Origin of the sequence: Amycolatopsis sp. A133 (assembly GCF_031082405.1) — a bacterium.
Taxonomy (GTDB): domain Bacteria; phylum Actinomycetota; class Actinomycetes; order Mycobacteriales; family Pseudonocardiaceae; genus Amycolatopsis.
Genome location: NZ_JAVHJU010000061.1, coordinates 165075 through 181117, shown reverse-complemented (window position 1 = coordinate 181117; position 16043 = coordinate 165075). Strand labels below are relative to the sequence as shown.

The 16043-nt window shown below is 71.5% G+C and carries 14 protein-coding genes; 2 read left to right on the top strand and 12 right to left on the bottom strand.

The window, feature by feature from the left end; all coding sequences use genetic code 11:
* Positions 1–6: 6 nt before the first annotated feature.
* From Q5425_RS36885 to Q5425_RS36855, 7 genes are all read right to left on the bottom strand, one after another.
* Entirely contained in the window at positions 7–1194 is a 1188-nt protein-coding gene (locus tag Q5425_RS36885; RefSeq protein ID WP_308677013.1) for an ROK family protein, read from the bottom strand.
* Between the two features lie 223 nt (positions 1195–1417).
* Positions 1418–2620, bottom strand: coding sequence for an ROK family protein (locus Q5425_RS36880; RefSeq protein ID WP_396135338.1), 1203 nt, complete (start codon positions 2618–2620; stop codon positions 1418–1420).
* A gap of 157 nt (positions 2621–2777) precedes the next feature.
* A complete protein-coding gene (locus Q5425_RS36875) occupies positions 2778–3470 on the bottom strand; it encodes a GH12 family glycosyl hydrolase domain-containing protein (protein WP_308677012.1) in 693 nt (230 codons plus the stop codon).
* Between the two features lie 246 nt (positions 3471–3716).
* Positions 3717–5447 carry an MGH1-like glycoside hydrolase domain-containing protein gene (locus tag Q5425_RS36870; protein WP_308677011.1) on the bottom strand — a complete coding sequence of 577 codons (1731 nt, stop codon included), beginning with the start codon at positions 5445–5447 and terminating at the stop codon, positions 3717–3719.
* A 25-nt stretch (positions 5448–5472) separates the two neighbouring features.
* Positions 5473–6282, bottom strand: a complete 810-nt coding sequence (locus Q5425_RS36865) for a carbohydrate ABC transporter permease (protein WP_308677010.1) — start codon at positions 6280–6282, stop codon at positions 5473–5475.
* Entirely contained in the window at positions 6279–7223 is a 945-nt protein-coding gene (locus tag Q5425_RS36860) for a sugar ABC transporter permease (protein WP_308677009.1), read from the bottom strand. The genes Q5425_RS36865 and Q5425_RS36860 overlap by 4 nt, the downstream gene beginning before the upstream one ends.
* An 8-nt stretch (positions 7224–7231) precedes the next feature.
* Positions 7232–8455: an extracellular solute-binding protein gene (locus Q5425_RS36855; protein ID WP_308677008.1), complete on the bottom strand. Its 1224-nt coding sequence runs from the start codon at positions 8453–8455 to the stop codon at positions 7232–7234.
* 166 nt (positions 8456–8621) lie between these two features.
* Here Q5425_RS36855 and Q5425_RS36850 point away from each other — a divergent pair, with 166 nt between their 5' ends.
* Positions 8622–9638, top strand: coding sequence for a LacI family DNA-binding transcriptional regulator (locus tag Q5425_RS36850; RefSeq protein ID WP_308677007.1), 1017 nt, complete (start codon positions 8622–8624; stop codon positions 9636–9638).
* 465 nt (positions 9639–10103) lie between these two features.
* Here Q5425_RS36850 and Q5425_RS36845 read toward each other — a convergent pair whose 3' ends face one another.
* The 4 genes from Q5425_RS36845 to Q5425_RS36830 form a co-directional block, all read right to left on the bottom strand.
* On the bottom strand, positions 10104–11342 hold the full coding sequence (locus tag Q5425_RS36845; protein ID WP_308677006.1) for a GDSL-type esterase/lipase family protein: 1239 nt from the start codon (positions 11340–11342) through the stop codon (positions 10104–10106).
* Between the two features lie 32 nt (positions 11343–11374).
* Entirely contained in the window at positions 11375–12340 is a 966-nt protein-coding gene (locus tag Q5425_RS36840) for an arabinan endo-1,5-alpha-L-arabinosidase (RefSeq protein WP_308677005.1), read from the bottom strand.
* Between the two features lie 163 nt (positions 12341–12503).
* A complete protein-coding gene (locus tag Q5425_RS36835) occupies positions 12504–14060 on the bottom strand; it encodes an alpha-L-arabinofuranosidase B (protein WP_308677004.1) in 1557 nt (518 codons plus the stop codon).
* A 249-nt stretch (positions 14061–14309) separates the two neighbouring features.
* Positions 14310–14702: a helix-turn-helix domain-containing protein gene (locus Q5425_RS36830; protein ID WP_308677089.1), complete on the bottom strand. Its 393-nt coding sequence runs from the start codon at positions 14700–14702 to the stop codon at positions 14310–14312.
* A 144-nt stretch (positions 14703–14846) separates the two neighbouring features.
* Between Q5425_RS36830 and Q5425_RS36825 the strand changes: the two genes are divergently transcribed.
* Complete coding sequence (locus Q5425_RS36825; RefSeq protein ID WP_308677003.1) at positions 14847–15698, top strand: SDR family oxidoreductase; 852 nt, start codon at positions 14847–14849, stop codon at positions 15696–15698.
* 45 nt (positions 15699–15743) lie between these two features.
* Here the strand turns inward: Q5425_RS36825 and Q5425_RS36820 are convergent, their stop codons facing one another.
* A complete protein-coding gene (locus tag Q5425_RS36820; RefSeq protein WP_308677002.1) occupies positions 15744–15965 on the bottom strand; it encodes a hypothetical protein in 222 nt (73 codons plus the stop codon).
* Between the last annotated feature and the right edge of the window lie 78 nt (positions 15966–16043).

Genomic DNA, 16043 nt, shown 5'->3' with positions numbered 1-16043 from the left:
GCTCACTCATACCGTGGCCTCCTCGACGAGCGTCGGGTTCGCGAACAGCCGCTCGGCCGCCAGGTGCGCGGCGCCCCGCAGCGGGGCTTTCAGACCGAGCTCGGACGGCACGACCCGGGCCTGGCCGAGCGGCCGGGCGGCGAGCTCGACGCGGACCGGTTCGACCAGCCACTCCGCCAGTTCCGCGAAGTAGCCGCCGAGCACGACGACGTCCGGGTCGAGCACGTCGACCACAGTGGACAGTGCGACACCCAGGGCGACGCCGAGTTCGTGGACCGCCGTGGCCGCGCGCCGGTCGCCGTGGCGCACGCGGTCCTTGAGCAACGCGACGCGGCCTTCGACGCCGGGCGCGGGGTCGTGCAGCGGGTCGCCCGGGGCGGCGGCCGCGCGCAGGACCGCGGTCAGGGTCGCCTTCGTCTCGAGGCAGCCCGTCCGGCCGCACGCGCAGCGGGCGCCGGACGGGTCGACGGCGATGTGCCCGACCTCGCCCGCGAAGCCGCGGGCCCCACGCCGGATCGTGCCGCCGGAGACGTACCCGCCGCCGACGGCCGTCCCGCCGCCGAGGTAGAACAGCTCGGTGCCGGTGCCCGCGACCGACTCGGCGAGCGCGCCGAGGTTGGCGTCGTTGTCCACGGCGATGGCGTCGGCCGGCAGGTCCAGCCGGGCCGCGAGCAGGCCGGCTACCTCGGCGTCGCGCCAGCGCAGCGCGGGGGCCAGCCGGAGCACGGCGGCGGCCGAATCGACCAGCCCGGGCACGGCGATCGCCACCCCGACCGGTGGACCGGGCAGCACGCGGCGGGCCAGGTGCGCGAGCTCGTCCATGCCTCTCTGCAGACCGAGCGCGGCGACGTCGGCGGGTTCGGACTCCTCGGCCAGCACCCGGCCGGAGAGGTCGGTGACCAGCGCCGTCAGCCGATCGGTCTCGATGCCCAGAGCCAGCGCGTACGCGTCTTCGCCGTGCAGCTCGACCAGCCGGCTCGGCCGTCCGTTGCCGGGGAGCACCCCGGCGGGCCGGACCAGGCCGCGCACGGCGAGATCGGTGAGCAGGCCGGGCACCGCCGACTTCGCGAGCCCGCAGCGGGCCGCCAGCTGCGTGCGCGAGAGCGGGCCGGTGCGCAGCGCCCGCAGGACCGCGGCCAGGTTCGCCGTACGCGGGCTCGCCGAGTCGGCTCGCCTCGTTCCGGTGACGGCCACGGTGCCCCCATCTTCCGCTGTGCACTGAACGCACTTTGTCGCTCAGGCAGCGAAAGTAGGGTGACTGGCATCACTCGTCAAGGTGATGTCGGCGCGTTTAGGCGGGTTTTCACCCGGATAGACGTGCCAAACCGGACAGACTTTCGATTCAAGCGTGCAAAAGTCTGTGCGGTTCAAACGTTACGAAGAGAAGTTGTTCGGCAACTCAACGTGAGACAGGGCTTCAGCTGCTGAGCGTGAAGGCCCGGTCCGTCGCCGACCAGGCGGCGCCGATCACGCCGGCCGTCTCGCCCAGTTCGGACAGCACGATCGGGAGGTTCCCCGTGGCCAGCGGCAGCGAGCGCCGGTACACCGCGCTGCGCACCTCGGCGAGCAGCTGGTGCCCGAGCTGCGCCACGCCGCCACCGATCACCACCATCCCGGGGTTGATGAAGCAGACCAGCGAGGCGATGACCTGGCCGAGCCGCCGTCCGCCGTCGCGGATGAGGTTGACCGCGCCGAAGTCGCCGGCCGCGGCGGCCTGGCCGACGTCGCGGGCCGTGACCGCCCCGCGTTCGGCGGCGGCCTCGGCCAGGTGCACCGATCGGCCGCTGCGGGCCAGGGCGAGCCCGTCACGGGCCAGCGCGGCCCCGCCGAAGTAGGCCTCCAGGCAGCCGACCTCGCCGCAGGCGCAGGTCGGGCCGAAGTCGTCGAGCCGGATGTGCCCGATGTCGCCCGCCGTGCCCGCGACCCCGCGGTAGACCTTGCCGCCGAGCACGATCCCGCAGCCGATCCCGGTGCCGATCTTGACGAACATCAGGTCGTCGGTGGACCGCGCGACCCCGGCGTGCCGTTCGCCGAGCGCCATCGCGTTGACGTCGTTGTCCACCGCGACCGGGCAGCCCCACAGCCCGCCGAGGTGGTCGCGCACGCTGAACCGGTCCCAGCCGGGCATGATCGGCGGCGCGACGGCCATCCCCTCGGCGAAGCTGACCGGCCCGGGCAGCCCGATGCCCGCCGCGACGAGCCGGCCGGGCGCCTGGTCCCGGACCTTCGCCGCCAGCTCGGCGACCCGCCGCAGCACCGGGTGCGGCCCCTGCCGCACATCGCAGTCCTCGACGGCGTGCGCGAGCACCTCGCACGAAGCATCGGTGACCGCAACGCCGACCGACGTCGCACCGACGTCCACCGCGACCACCCGCAGCTCACCCGCGAGCCGGACCAGCGTCGACCGCCGCCCGCCCCGGCTGGCCGAGGGCCCCGCGGCCTCGACGAGGCCCACCTCGGCGAGCCGGGCCACCTCGGCCCCGACCCGGGCGCGCGGCAGCTCCAGCCGCTCTCCGAGTTCGACCCGCGACATCGGGCCCTCGTCCCGGAGCAGGGTGAGCAACCGCGTCTGGTGCCGGGTTTCGACCATCGAGGGCTCCGGGGTGGGTACCACGCTCATTCGCCTCAGCCTACTGCGTCGCAGACGACGTCTCCCCGCCCGACGGCGCAGCCGGGTCGGCGCGAACGGCTGCCGTGGAGCCTGCCGCGCGAGGACAGCAACCCGAACACGATCCAGCGCTTGAACAACGCCGCCGCGGAACCGGGCCGGTGACCGGTCAGGAAGCGGAGACGGAATAGCTGTTGGACGTGAAGTTCAGCCCACCCGAAGACGACGTGATCTCGAAGCCGAATTGCACCTCGCCCAGTGTCACGTCGCCGAACCAGCCGCGGGCCTTGATCCAGTTCAGCACCGCGAGGACGTCGACCGTGCCCGCGTTGGTGTTCGACGTGCGCAGGAACGAAAACACCGCGTTCGAGCCGTTCGATCCCTTGTAGACGTCCCAGGTGTGCCCGCCCACGCTCACCGTTGTCTGCTTGCTGCCCAGCGGGCCGACCGCGCCCTGCTTGTTGACCCACAGCATGATCTCGTAGGCGTTGTTGTTCGCCCAGATGTCGTACGCCGTCTCGTAGGCGCCGCTGCCCGGGCGGCTCACGTTGAAACTGCTGGAAACCTGCCGCAGCGAGCTGAGCGTGCGGCCGACGTTCTTCGCCGAGTGCGGGTACGATTTGACCCCGCCGGTGTTCGGGTGGTTCGCCCACACTCCCCAGTTGCCGTAGGAGTTCGCCCAGATGGTCTGCGGGCCGGCGCCGCTGCCCCAGACGTCGTTGCGGACGGTGTACCCGCCGTTGGACCACGTCGCCCACTTGTCCGACGACGACCAGGTGGCCGCTTCGGCCACCCCGGCGGTGGTCGCCACCACGGCGGCCGCGGTCAGTGAGACGAGCAAGGAACGCACGACGTTGTGCATGATTTTGTCCTTTCCCGATGGATCCGGTGTCGAATCGTTTCGACGACGCATTTCCCGCCAGGCGGGTGAACGGGAGTGGGACGACTATCGCAGGCGAATTGTGTGCCGGTCAAGATACGGTGGGTGAGTTACCCGCATTCGACCAGCATCGACGACCACGGCGGAAATATTGCGTCGATGATTTCGATACGAACCCGGTTGTCGATTCCTTCGAAGAGAAGCCGGATTCCGCGTCCGACCGGCGGGTCAGCGGAATTCACCATCGTCGATGCGATTCGACGCACGGCGTTCGGCGTCGCCGGCGAGCAGGAGGTAGGCGGCGGCCGTCCAGGTGTACGCGCGGTCGCGCAGGCCTTCGCCGGTCAACGCGTCGAAGTTCTCGGCGAAGCCGGACTTCTCGCACACCGCGCGGAACCGGGCGCCGACCCGGTCGGCGAGCCCGGCCGCGCCGGCCCGGCGGAGACCGTCTTCGACCAGCACCGTGACGGGCGCCCACACCGGCCCGCGCCAGTAGCCGTCCGCCTCGTAGCACGCCGACGTCGGCAGCTCGGTGGCCAGCCCGATGTCGGTGAGGTGCTCCTCGAGCCCCGCCACGACCTCGTCCCGGACGTGCGGCGGCAGGTGTTCGCCGAGCACGACCGGCATCAGCTCGAGCAGGCTCGCCCCGGCGTGGACCGCACCGGTCGTGGCCGAGCGGCTGACGAACCTCGTGCCGTCCCAGAGCTCGCCCAGCAGCGACGCGAGCATCTTCTCCGCCTCGGCGTGCCACCGCGCCGCGGCGGCGGGATCACCCTGCTCGGTGGCCAGGACGGCCAGTTCCTTCAGCTGCAGCACCAGGAACGCGGCGAGGTCGGGCGTCTGCACGAGCCGCTGCCCGGCGAACGGCGTCGCATTGTCCCAGCCGCTGTCGTTCCCGTGTTCGTAGTGCGCGAACGGCCCGCCCGGAACGCGGCGGTGCTCGAGCCAGAACGTCGTCCACGCCGCCAGCTGCCGGTAGACCGAGCCGCGCTCGGCTTCGGGCAGGCCGCCCGGGAGGCGGTCGCGCAGGCGGCTCAGTGCCCAGCCGTGGACGGGCGGCTTGACGAAGTTGCGCAGCACCTCGGCGTGGGTGACCGAGTCGGGCAGCGCGCCCCGGTCGTCCTGGTGGTCGAAGACGACCTGGAACTGGTGCCAGGCCAGCTCGGGCCGCCCACCGGCCAAGGCGAGGGCGGTGAAGCAGTGGTCCCAGCTCCACACCTTGTCCATCCAGTGCTTCGACATCAGCACGGCGGGACGCCCGACGAACCCGGCGGGCGCCACGACGGCCGACCAGAGCACGTAACACGCGAGCTCGGCCGCCGGGGTCCGCTCGCTGCGCCACGGCGCAACTGAATCAGCGAAAGCTGCGAAGTCGGTCCGGGCGGCGGCGGCCACGTCGTCGAACGCCGACGCCGGCACGTACGGCTCGCGGGCACCGGGAAGTTCCTCGAGCACCACCTCCCAGGCGTCGCCGCTCACGACGACGGCCCGCTCGGCCGTGCCGAGCGCTTCGGCGCCGACGTGCCGCGCGTGTCCGGAAAGGACGGTGACCCGGTAGCGGTGGCCGGTCTCGTAGGAGGTGAAGACGGCCGAGCCGTCGACCGGGTCGGCGAAGAAGTACGTGCCGGTGAACGGGGTCAGGGTGGGTTCCGCCGCGCGGATCCGCAAGGCCAGGCCGCGCCCGGTGATCCGGAGCGCTTCCGGCGCCGCGAACGCCGCCCGGATCCGCCGGTCGCCGGTGCCCCAGGTGAGTTCGGACGGCGTGGCACCGGCCGGGACCGCCGCGGGCTCCCCGCCGCTTTCGGGGACCAGCGCCAGGACGGCGTGCATGCCGTGGCGGTGGGACACGAGGTGCAGGTCGTCCGCGTAGGTGGCTTCGGCGACCACCGGGGAGACGTCGAACCACGATCCCGGGTAGCTGAAGGGAATCTCCCGCAGCGAAAATTCGCCCGTGGGCACAGGGGCCGTCCTTTCCGGGAAGCGCTCAATCCTTGACGGCGCCCGCGGTGACGCCGGCGGCGACGAACCGCTGCGCCAGCACGAGGAGCACGGCGGCCGGCACGGAGGCGACCACCGCCGTCGCCATGATGGAGTTCCACTCCTGGTTGTTGTTGCCGATGTAGCGGTAGATGCCCAGGGTCAGCGGCCGCATCGAGCCACCGCCGTCGAGCGTCGCCGCGAAGACGAAGTCCGACCAGGCCCACAGGAACGAAAACAGCCCAGCCGTCACGACGCCGTTGCGGCTCGCGGGCAGCACCACCGACCAGAACGCCCGGACCGCGCCCGCGCCGTCGATCGTGGCCGCCTGGACGAGTTCGTCCGGCACCGAAGCCATGAAGGAGGTGAGGATGAGCACGGCGAACGGCACGGCGATCGTCGAATCGGCGAGGACCAGCCCCCAGGCCGTGTTCGTGATGCCCAACGTGACGTAGCTGCCGTAGAAACCCAGCGCCATGATGATGCCCGGGATCATCTGGGCGACGAGCAGCACGAAGCCCAGCGCCCGGTGGCCCCGCGGGCGGAGCTTCGCCAGCGCGTACGCCGACGGCGCGGCCAGGGCCAGCGTCAGCGCCACCGTCCCGAGCGCGACGAACAGGCTGGTGGCGAAGTACGGGAGCTGCTCGTGCAGGACCCGCTCGTAGCCTTCGAACGTCGGCGCGGCGGGGAACCAGTCGGGCGGCGACTTGCGCATCCGCCCGGCCGGGGTCAGCGACACGTTGACCATCCAGTAGACGGGGAACAGCATCACGGCGGTGAGGACCAGCCCCACCGCGGTGCGCCAGCGGCGGATCACCCTTCCCCCTGCCTGCGCTGCGCGCGGATGTAGAGCAGCCCGGCGGCCAGCGCCAGCAGGATGAGCACGTTGCCCACGGCCGCGCTGGGCCCGAACCGCGGGAGCGTGCTGCCGAACCCGAGCTGGTAGGACCAGGTCGCCAGGGTGGTCGACGAGCCGCCGGGGCCGCCCCTGGTCATGATCCAGATGACGTCGAACACCTTCAGCGTGTAGACCAGCCCCAGCAGCAGGGTGATCGCCGAGACCGGCCGCAGGAGCGGGAAGGTGACGTGCCGGAACCGCTGCCACGCCCCGGCGCCGTCGAGCGACGCCGCCTCGTCCACCTCGGCCGGGATGTTCTGCAGGCCGCTGTGCAGCACCACGAGGTTGAACGGCACGCCGATCCAGATGTTGGCGACGATCACCGAGACCAGGGACCACGACGGCGACGTCAGCCAGTCGATCCGGCCGGCCCCGAACCAGCCCAGCACGGAGTTGACCACGCCGGACTCGCTGTTGAGCAGCCACGCCCAGGTCGAGCCGGACACGATCAGGGGCAGCAGCCACGGCACCAGGAACAGCGCGCGCAACGTCGGGCCCAAGCGGAAGTTCCGGGCGAAGAACACCGCCATCGCCAGGCCGATGCCGTACTGGAAGAGCAGCGACGCGGCGGTGAAGACGAAGGTGTTGAGCAGCGCCGTGCGGAACGTCGGATCGGCGAACACTCCTGCGTAGTTGTCGAACCACACCAGCGGCGCCCCGCCGTGGACGAAGGTGCGGACGGTGTAGCTGCGGAGGCTGAGATCGAGGTTCGTCGCCAGCGGATAGCCGTAGCACAGCACGAGGTAGGCGACGAGCGGCAGGAGGAACGCCCACGCGAGCAGGTGCGGCCGCCGTCGTCCCGCCCGGCCGGGCGCTCGCGCGGCCGGACGGGCGGTCACCGGTTCACGGGTGTCCGGCACGAGCCGGCCTACTTCGCCGCAGCGGCGGTCGCCTGCGCGGCCGCGAGCGCGGCATCGGGGGTCTTCGCGCCGGTGAGCGCGGCCTGCACGGCACCCCAGAGCGGTTCGGAAATCCGCGGGTACCGGGTGCCGAGGTTGTCGCCGGTGCGGCCCTTCGCGACCTTGACCGCGTCGACCCACACCTTCAGGTCCGGCTGGGCAGCGACCTGCTTTTCCTGCACCGACGGCACCGCGGAGACGTAGGTCAGCGCCGTGTCGGAGTCGAGGACGTTGGCCGGGCTGGTCAGGCAGGACGCGATCCGGCCCGCGGTCTTTTCCGCGTCCGGGCTGCTCTGGGCCGGCACGGTGACGAACTCGCCGCCGGTCGGCGCCGGGGCCGCGCCCCCGGTGCGGGCCGGGATCGGGAGGACGCCGTAGTCGAAGCCGGCCTTCTTCGCGTTCTGCAGCTGCCAGGTCCCGTTCTCGGCGAAGGCGTACTCGCCCGTCGCGAACTCCTGCCAGCTGGTCGTCTGTGTGTTGCCGATCACCGAGTTCGGCGCGTACCCCCGGTCCAGCCAGGACTTCCACTGCGCGAGCGCCGAGACGGCGTCCGCCGAAGCCAGGTCGGTCAGGTTCGCACCCGAGCCCCAGAACCACGGCAGGAACTGGAAGCTGCCTTCCTCGGTGCCGATGGCGGAGAACGTGATGCCCTTCTTGCCCTTGGCGTGCACCTTGGCCAGCGCCGCGTCGAGCGAGGCCCAGTCGCGCACGGACGCCGGGTCGACGCCGGCCCCGGTCAGCACCGCCTTGTTGTAGTAGAGGGCCAGCGTGTTCGCGCCGATCGGCACGCCGTACACCTGACCCTTGACGTCGGCGGCGGCGAGCAGGTTCGGCGCGACCTGCGCGGCGTCGAGCCCGGTGTCCGCAATGGACTTGAGCACCCCGCCCTCGGCCAGGGTGGAGACCACGGGGTTGTCCACCACCAGGACGTTCGGCGCGGTGTTCTGCTGGGCGGCGAGCAGCACCTTGTTCGTGAGGTCGGTCGTGTCGAACGCCTGCCGCGCGATCTCGACCCCGGCGTCGGCGCCGCACTTGCCGACGACCTTCGCCCACGCCGAGCTCGCGTCGAACTGCGGGTACGGGTCCCAGACCGTGAAGGCGCCCGCGGCGGGAGCCGGCCCGGAGGAGCAGGCGGCCAGTGTCGTCGCGGCGACGGCCGCGGACAGCAGCCGGATGATCGGATGACGCTGCATGAGGGGGGTCCTTCCTGTCGGCACCGGCGACGACCCGGAGGCGGCCGATCCTTCGTCGAACCGGTTCGACGATGGATCGCGGCGCCACCGTAAACCCCGAGAGCACTCCTGCGCAATACTGCGTGTACTACCATCGAACCGGTTCTGCACCGGCGTCAGGAGTGGCATGAACATCGGGGAGATCGCGCGGCGCGCCGGGGTTTCGCGCAGCACCGTGTCCTACGCGCTGAGCGGCAAACGCCCGGTGTCGGCGGCCACCGTGCAGCGCATCAACGACGTCATCGCCGAGCTCGGCTACCGGCCCAACGCCAGCGCCCGCGCCCTCGCCGAAGGCCGCACGCGCACCCTGGGCCTGGTGGTGCCCCCGGCCGGCCGCCGGCTGACCGACGTCCAGCTGGGCTTCGTCGGCAGCGTCGTCGACGCGGCCGCCGCGCACGACCTCGACGTGCTGCTCTCCCCCAGCGGCGGCGACCACGACCGCTCGTTCGAACGCATCGTGACCGGGCGGCGGGTCGACGGCGTGATCCTGATGGAGATCCTGCTCGAAGACCCCCGGGTGGAGCGGCTGAGCCAGGCGAGCCTGCCGTTCGTGACCATCGGCCACGTCGAGCACCCGGGGGCGTCCTGGTGGGTCGACGTCGACTACGGCGGGCTGATCACGCGGTTGGTGCACCACCTCGCCGACCTCGGTCACGAGGAAGTCGTGCTGATCAACCGTTCGGCCGAGCTGGTCGCGGCCGGCTACGGGCCCGGCCTGCGGTCGGCGACGGGATTCCTGGAGGCGACGGCGGCCCGCGGCCTGACGGCGCGCACGGTGTGCTGCGCGGACGAAGCCGCGGCGGGCTTGGCGTGCTTCGAGGAGATCCGGACGAAGTGGCCTTCGGTGACCGCGGCGGTGACGATCAACGAGGCGGCCCTGCCGGGTGTCCAGCGCGCGCTGCACCGGGCCGGCCTGGAGGTTCCCCGGGACTTTTCCCTGACCGGGGTCATCGCCGAGCGCCTGGCGGAGGACTTCCACCCCCCGCTCACGGCGGCGGACGTCCCGGCGGTCGAGCTGGGACGGCTGGCGGTGGATCTGCTGCTGGCCCGGATCGCGGACGCCGGCGCGGAACCGCGGCACGCGTTGCTGGAGCCGCCGATCTCACTGCGGTCGAGCACGGGAGCCCGGCGCCGCGACCACTGACTCGGCGCGGCCGGGTAGGCGCCTCGCCCTACACCGCCGACCGACGCGGCCGGCTCGCCGGCGCTCCCACCCTGCGAGGCCCGCACCACCACGGCCGACCCACGCGGCTCGCGCACCGCGGACCTCAACCAGCAGCTACCGGCGGTCCCCCGCCGAAGCAGCGCCGGCGTTCCGTCATCCCCGCAGTCAAGCATCCGGTCGGGGTCGAACCGGTTCGACAACCGGAGTGACCGGCTCCGCCACGGCCCGCCGGCCAGAGGGAGGCTCAGCGCCCCACCCCTCGGTGGCCGGTGGCGGGGTGGGCGCCTTGTCGGCCCGGGCCCGGCGGGCGCCGATGACGGTGACGATCAAGTGGTCGATGGGCGACATCGCGGCCTCCCCACGAGTCGGACGGGCCCCCTCCGAGGCTCCAGGTGCCCGCGGCGCGGAAACCCGAAACCCGGTGGGCACCGTCCCGGCCGGTTTTCAGCGGGCGAACACCCGCAGGTCGATCGACTCGCCCAGCACTCGGTCACCCGCCGCGTTCGGGTGGTAGCAGTCGCTGCGCCAGTCCGCGCGCAGCACCGTCGGGTCCGCCGGGTCGCGCAGCACCGCGTCGAAGTCGAGCACCGCGTCGAACGTCCCGGACGTGCGGATCCACGCGTTGACCGCGAGCCGGGCCTGTTCCTTCGGGCTGCCGGCCGTGTTGCACATCGGCAGGATCGTCGCGCCGACCATCCGGCGGCCCGAAGCGTGCACCCGGCCCGCGATGGTGCGCATCGCGTCGATGACCTGCGCGGCCGGGGCGGGCGGTGCGTAGTCGCCGCCACCGAGGTCGTTCGTGCCTTCCAGGAGCAGGACGTACCGCACGCCGGGCAGGGAAAGCACGTCGCGGTCGAGCCGGGACGGCGCCGGCGGGCCGCAGCACTGGCCGGTGGGGTCGTACGGGTTCGGCTGGACGCTGACGGTGTTGCCGCTGATCCCCGCGTTCGCCACCGACAACTGCCGCGACGGCGGGAGCGTCCCGATGCGCTGGGCGAGCACGTCGGTCCACCGCGGACCGCCGCCGAAGGCGTTGTAGCCGTCGGTGATCGAGTCGCCGAGGGCGACGATCGTGCCGCGGGCCGGGGAAACGGCGCTGATCGCATCCGCCCACCACAGGACGCCGGGCGCGAAGGGCCCGTACGCACCGCCCGACTCGTCCGCTCCGGCGTCGCCCGGCCCGGCCGAGGTGAACGAGCCCGGCGTGGCCGTCTCCGGCGGCGGGAACGTGTGGTCGTTGATCGGCGAACCGGGCGCGTACACGCTGACGGCGACGTGGTCGCCGCGCCGGACCGACAGCGGCAGGGGGTCGGTCCACGCGCTCTTGCCCGGCGGGATCGTCACCGCGTGCCGGAAACCGAACGTGGCCCGGCGGTTCGAGCCCGGCACCAGCGACGGCGAACCGGTCGACGGCTGCCGGCCGACCCACACCGACCGGACGGTCATCGCGGTGCTGCCGAACGGGTTGCTCAGCCGGACCCGCAGCGCCGCCCCGGGCGCGGTCACGGTCAGCACGTTGCGGATCGTGACGTCGGGCGCGGTTCCGTGCACCCCCTGCAGCGAGGATTCGGTCAAGGTGACCGTTCCCGGCCCAGCACCGCCGGAAGAAGTGGCCTCCGCCACCGCCGGGCTGAGCAGGGACGCGGAAACGGCCAGGACCACAGCGGTTCGGCGGAGGTGCATCCGGCCGTCCTTTCGTCGGGTGCCGGTGGGGATCAGACGACGACCGGCCAGCCGGCCGCGTCGTAGGTCAGGCGGTTGATGCCCAAGCGCGCGGCGCCGTTGTCGGCGTAGTAGTGGTAGACGAGCAGGTCGCCGTCGTTGTCGGCGAGCACGGCCTGGTGGCCCGGCCCGTGGATGCTGCCGTGTCCGGCGAGGACTTCGGTGCCGCCGCCGGCGGTCATCGCCACGCCGCCCCGGTCGGTGTAGGGCCCGGCGACGCCGGTGGCGCGGCCGACCATGACCCGGTAGGTGCTCGCCGCGCCGCGGCAGCACAGGTCGAACGACACGTACTGGTAGTAGTACTGGCCGCGTTTGACGATGAAGGGCGCCTCGATCGCGCCGCCGCCCCGCCCGGAGATCGCGGTCATGGCGGTGCCCTGGCGCAGCCCGGTCGCCGGGTCGAGCGGGATCAGCTTGTTGCCCGACCAGAACGAGCCGAAGTCGAGCCACCACCGGCCGCTCTCGTCGACGATCAGGTTCGGGTCGATGGCGTTGAAGTTGTCGCTGCTGCGGGATTCCACGACCAGCCCCCGGTGGGTCCAGGTGCCGGAATTGCCGGACGGGCTGGTGGCCAGGAAGATCGCCGACCGGTTGGAGCCGAACGTGGAGGCCGCGTAGTACAGGTAGTACTGGCCGTTGCGGTAGGAGATGTCCGGCGCCCACAGGTTCCGTCCACCGCCGGTGTAGGCCGTGGTCCACGGCGCGCCGCCGGGGAACACCGAACCGGCGTTGCGAAAGGCGATGCGGTCCGTGGAGGTTTTGAGCGCGAGGTTGTCCCCGGTGTGGGCCACCAGGTAGCTGCCGTCCGGGCGTTTGACCACGCTGGGGTCGTGCACCGCGACGTCGCCGGTGACACGCCCCGGATCCGGGTAGGCGGCCGCGGCCGCGGGGATCGACGTGCTCAGCAGTGCTGCGACACTGAGGAGGACGGCGGAGAAAGGTGCTCGAGCGGCGGGCATGGTGCCTCCATTGGCAACCGGGTCACGACCACGACAACTTTCCGCTGGAGCGCTCTCAACCGAGCGTAACGCAGGGTTCGCGGTCCCGACAAGACCAGTCGAGAAAGCGCTATCTCGCGCCCCGCCCGATGGACCCGGGCGGGGCGCGGGACGGCCGGTCGCGTCAGGAGGCCCACGGGGAGCCGACGAGCCAGCTCACGTCGTCGCTGTAGGCATTGGCGCTGTCGAAGGTGTTCGAACCGCCGTTGGCGGCGATGTAGACGAGGTTGTCGTAGTGGCGGACGTACCGGTCGGCGAAGTTGAGCGATCTGAGCGAGGCACCCTGGCCGCTGCGTCCCGCCTCCGCGCAGAAGGTCGCGTCCTGGGCGAACAGCGAGCTCCCGTCGTTGGCCTGCAGGTAAAGCCGGTAGTTCTGGTGCCGCAGGTACTGCCCGGCGGCGTTCTTCGACTCGAACGACACGCACGAGCTGCTGCCGAGCCCCGTCCGGACGGTCCAGGACGCGTTGCCCTTTTCGGTGGCGGAGCTGCCGCTGCCGATGACCGCCGTGTCCACAGTGGAGCCGGTGTGGTGGATGTAGCGGTCGGTGCAGCAGGCGGTGGTGGCGCGCAGCGAAACGGACGTACCCGGCGTCAAGCCGGTGCCCGCCGAGCTCGTGGCGTAGCCGGCCGCGGTGATGTTGGCCTGCACGGCGTTCTCGGTGGCGTCCGAGGGATAACCGGACGTCATCACCCCTTCGTAGAAGGTGCCGCGGGCGCCGATGCTGTTGTCACCGCCGATGCCCAGGATGATGGCCCCTTCCTTCTTCATCGGGTTGTACCCCGCGACGTTGGGGCGCACTCCGTCGTAGAAGGTCGACACACCACCGGACTGGGCGTTGCCGCCGCGGATCGCCCACCGGTTCGGGCCGCCCTTGACGATGGCGGTCAGGAAGCGGTGGCTGATGCTCGGGTCGTTGGCGTTGTAGTGCTGGTTGACCCCGGAGAACAGCCCGTTCTCGAGGTCGGCCATGATCCACGGGCCGTTCCCGGCGCCGTAACCCCAGACCTTGTTGTTGCCGAAGTAGATGGCCTCCATCGTGCCGTTGCCGTTGTCCCGGCTGTTGCGCTCGGCGTTGCCGTAGTCGAAGCAGCAGCCGCCGTTGTAGTGCGTGCCGTCGAAGATCGCGTACATGCCTTCCGGCTGGTCACCCGTCGCGATGCCGTTGGTGTTGTTGTTGCGGTAACCGGTTCCGGGCGCCACGTAGACGCCGTAGGCCTTGTGGCCGCCGACGGTGATCGGTGCCGCGGTGGCGTTGGCGAGGTTGTCGTAACCACCCGCGGCGGGCCCCTGGAACCCGCCGGGAGGCGCCTGCGTCAGGCGGTTGTTCCGGCCGGTCTGGTCGTAGATGACCGTGATGAGGCAGGTGGTTCCCGCGCAGAACGAATCCTGCGTCGAGGCGTTGGCCACCCCGCCCGCGGCCAGGGGGGCGATGTCACGCGTGGCGCTGTCGGACGCACGCCGGACCTGGTACAGCGGGCCGGTGTAGGCGCCGTACAAGGCCCGGGTCGTGGAATGCGCGGCCACGCACGGCGTGCCGCCGGCCGCGTAGATGTCGCACGGCCCTTGCGTGGCCGCCTGGGACGTACCGCCGCCGGCGAGCAGACCGGTGACGAGCGTGCCGGCGGCGATCAGCGCCGGCGCGATGAGACGTGGACGTGCGGATCTCGGCTGTCGTGCCATGGGTGATCTCCCGCTGGGGTACGGAAATCGTCGAATCGACAGGTTCGCGGGCCGGCGACGGTGCCAACCTCCTCCTCGATCGCCGACCTGCAGGTACGGCACAAGCGGAGCGATTGTGAGCGCTAACATAGCTCCCGGACCGGCCCAGTGCAATGGCCGGTTTTCCCCGCGGGGCGATTTCGACGCTTTCACAAACGGGTGCGGACTCGTTGCCCCGCAAGGGGTTTCAGGCGAGCGGTGGCACGACCTTCACGCGCTCGCGGTTTTCGCCTCGTCGTAACGGGCCTGGGCCGCCAGCACGCCGGGCACACCGGCCTCGAGGACCTCGATCAGCGCCACCAGCCGCTGCGTGACTTCCCGGCCGGCCTCGGTGAGGCTGTACTCCACGTGCGGCGGGATCGTCGGCCGCGCCTCCCGGTGCACGAAGCCGTCGCGCTCGAGCGCCTGCAGTGTCTGGGCGAGCATCTTCTCACTGACCCCCTGCACCCGGCGGCGCAGGGCGTTGAACCGGAAGACGCCGTCATCGAGCGCGACCAGCGCGAGCACCCCCCACCGGCCGGTGACGTGCTCCAGCACGGCACGCGACGCGCACGCGGCACTGAACACGTCGGCGACCAAGGCCTCGTGCTCGGCGTCGGTCAAGCCGGCACTTCGTTGTCCGTCCACAGCGTGATACTACCCAAGAGTTTGCACAATGGATGTGACGTCACTAACAATGAGTTGGTACTTTCTAAAAGTTAGTACATGCTCGCAGACATCAGATACTTGAACATTCAAGGAGTTCTCATGATCGTCGTCACCGGCGCCACCGGCCACCTCGGCAAGCTCGTCGTCGAAGGCCTGCTCGAGAAGCTGCCCGCGGACCAGGTCGTCGCCGCCGTCCGCACCCCGGAGAAGGCCGCCGGCCTGGCCGAGCGCGGCGTCGAGGTCCGTCGCGCCGACTACACCGACCCCGAAAGCCTGGTCACCGCGCTCAAGGGCGCCGACAAGGTGCTGCTGGTTTCGAGCAGCGAGGTCGGCCGGCGTGCCGCGCAGCACCAGGCGGTCATCGAAGCGGCGAAGGAGGCCGGCGTCCGCCACCTCGTCTACACCAGCGCACCCCAGGCGACGACGTCGAAGCTCGTGCTCGCCCCGGAGCACAAGGCGACCGAGGAACTGATCGAGGCCTCCGGCCTGGCCGCCACGATCCTGCGCAACAACTGGTACAACGAGAACTACGCCGACACGATCAAGCAGGCGGCCGCGACGGGCAGCTTCGTGGGCAGCGCCGGTGCCGGCCGCGTCGCCAGCGCCACCCGGGCCGACTACGCCGCCGCCGCGGTCGCGGTGCTGACCGGCGAGGGCCACGAGGGCAAGATCTACGAGCTCGCCGGCGACGTCACCTGGACGAACGCGGACCTCGCCGCCGAAATCGGCAAGGCCACCGGCCGCGAGATCACCTACATCGACCTGCCGGCCGACGAGCACGCCAAGGTCCTCACCCAGGCCGGTCTGCCGGAGCCGCTCGTCGGCTTCCTGGTGGCGATCGACGGCGACATCAAGGACGGCTTGCTCGCCGAGACCACCGGCGACCTCCGCACCCTCATCGGCCGTCCCAGCACGCCGATCGGGGTGACCGTGGCCGAGATCGCCGGCTGAGCCACGCCACAGCGGGGAGCTCCCGGACGAGGCTCCCCGCCGGCGTCACCCCGGCCGGCCGGGCTTGCGCTGCGACACGCTGTTCTCCCGCAACGGGGGCTGCCACACCCGGGGCTCCGGGGACTCGCCGTCGTCGCCCGGCTGGTCGAGCGGGTCGGTCCCGTTCTGCCAGCGAGCCCAGTGAGCCGCGCACATCCTGCGCCAGAGGGCCGGCTCGTCGCACTGGTACCGCCGGCAGGTCGGTACCCGCTCCTGGTGATCGCTCACGTAATCGCTCCACTCGCCATCAAACGTTCCGCGTTCAACTACCACAGCGGCGGTGGCGTTGTCGATCCTCGTCCCGCC

Excerpts from the sequence above, each read along its gene's own strand:
- Q5425_RS36850 (WP_308677007.1), top strand. The coding sequence starts at position 8,622 with ATGAACATCGGGGAGATCGCGCGGCGCGCCGGGGTTTCGCGCAGCACC.
- Q5425_RS36835 (WP_308677004.1), bottom strand. The coding sequence starts at position 14,060 with ATGGCACGACAGCCGAGATCCGCACGTCCACGTCTCATCGCGCCGGCG.
- Q5425_RS36840 (WP_308677005.1), bottom strand. The coding sequence starts at position 12,340 with ATGCCCGCCGCTCGAGCACCTTTCTCCGCCGTCCTCCTCAGTGTCGCA.
- Q5425_RS36880 (WP_396135338.1), bottom strand. The coding sequence starts at position 2,620 with ATGAGCGTGGTACCCACCCCGGAGCCCTCGATGGTCGAAACCCGGCAC.
- Q5425_RS36855 (WP_308677008.1), bottom strand. The coding sequence starts at position 8,455 with ATGCAGCGTCATCCGATCATCCGGCTGCTGTCCGCGGCCGTCGCCGCG.
- Q5425_RS36875 (WP_308677012.1), bottom strand. The coding sequence starts at position 3,470 with ATGCACAACGTCGTGCGTTCCTTGCTCGTCTCACTGACCGCGGCCGCC.
- Q5425_RS36825 (WP_308677003.1), top strand. The coding sequence starts at position 14,847 with ATGATCGTCGTCACCGGCGCCACCGGCCACCTCGGCAAGCTCGTCGTC.
- Q5425_RS36845 (WP_308677006.1), bottom strand. The coding sequence starts at position 11,342 with ATGCACCTCCGCCGAACCGCTGTGGTCCTGGCCGTTTCCGCGTCCCTG.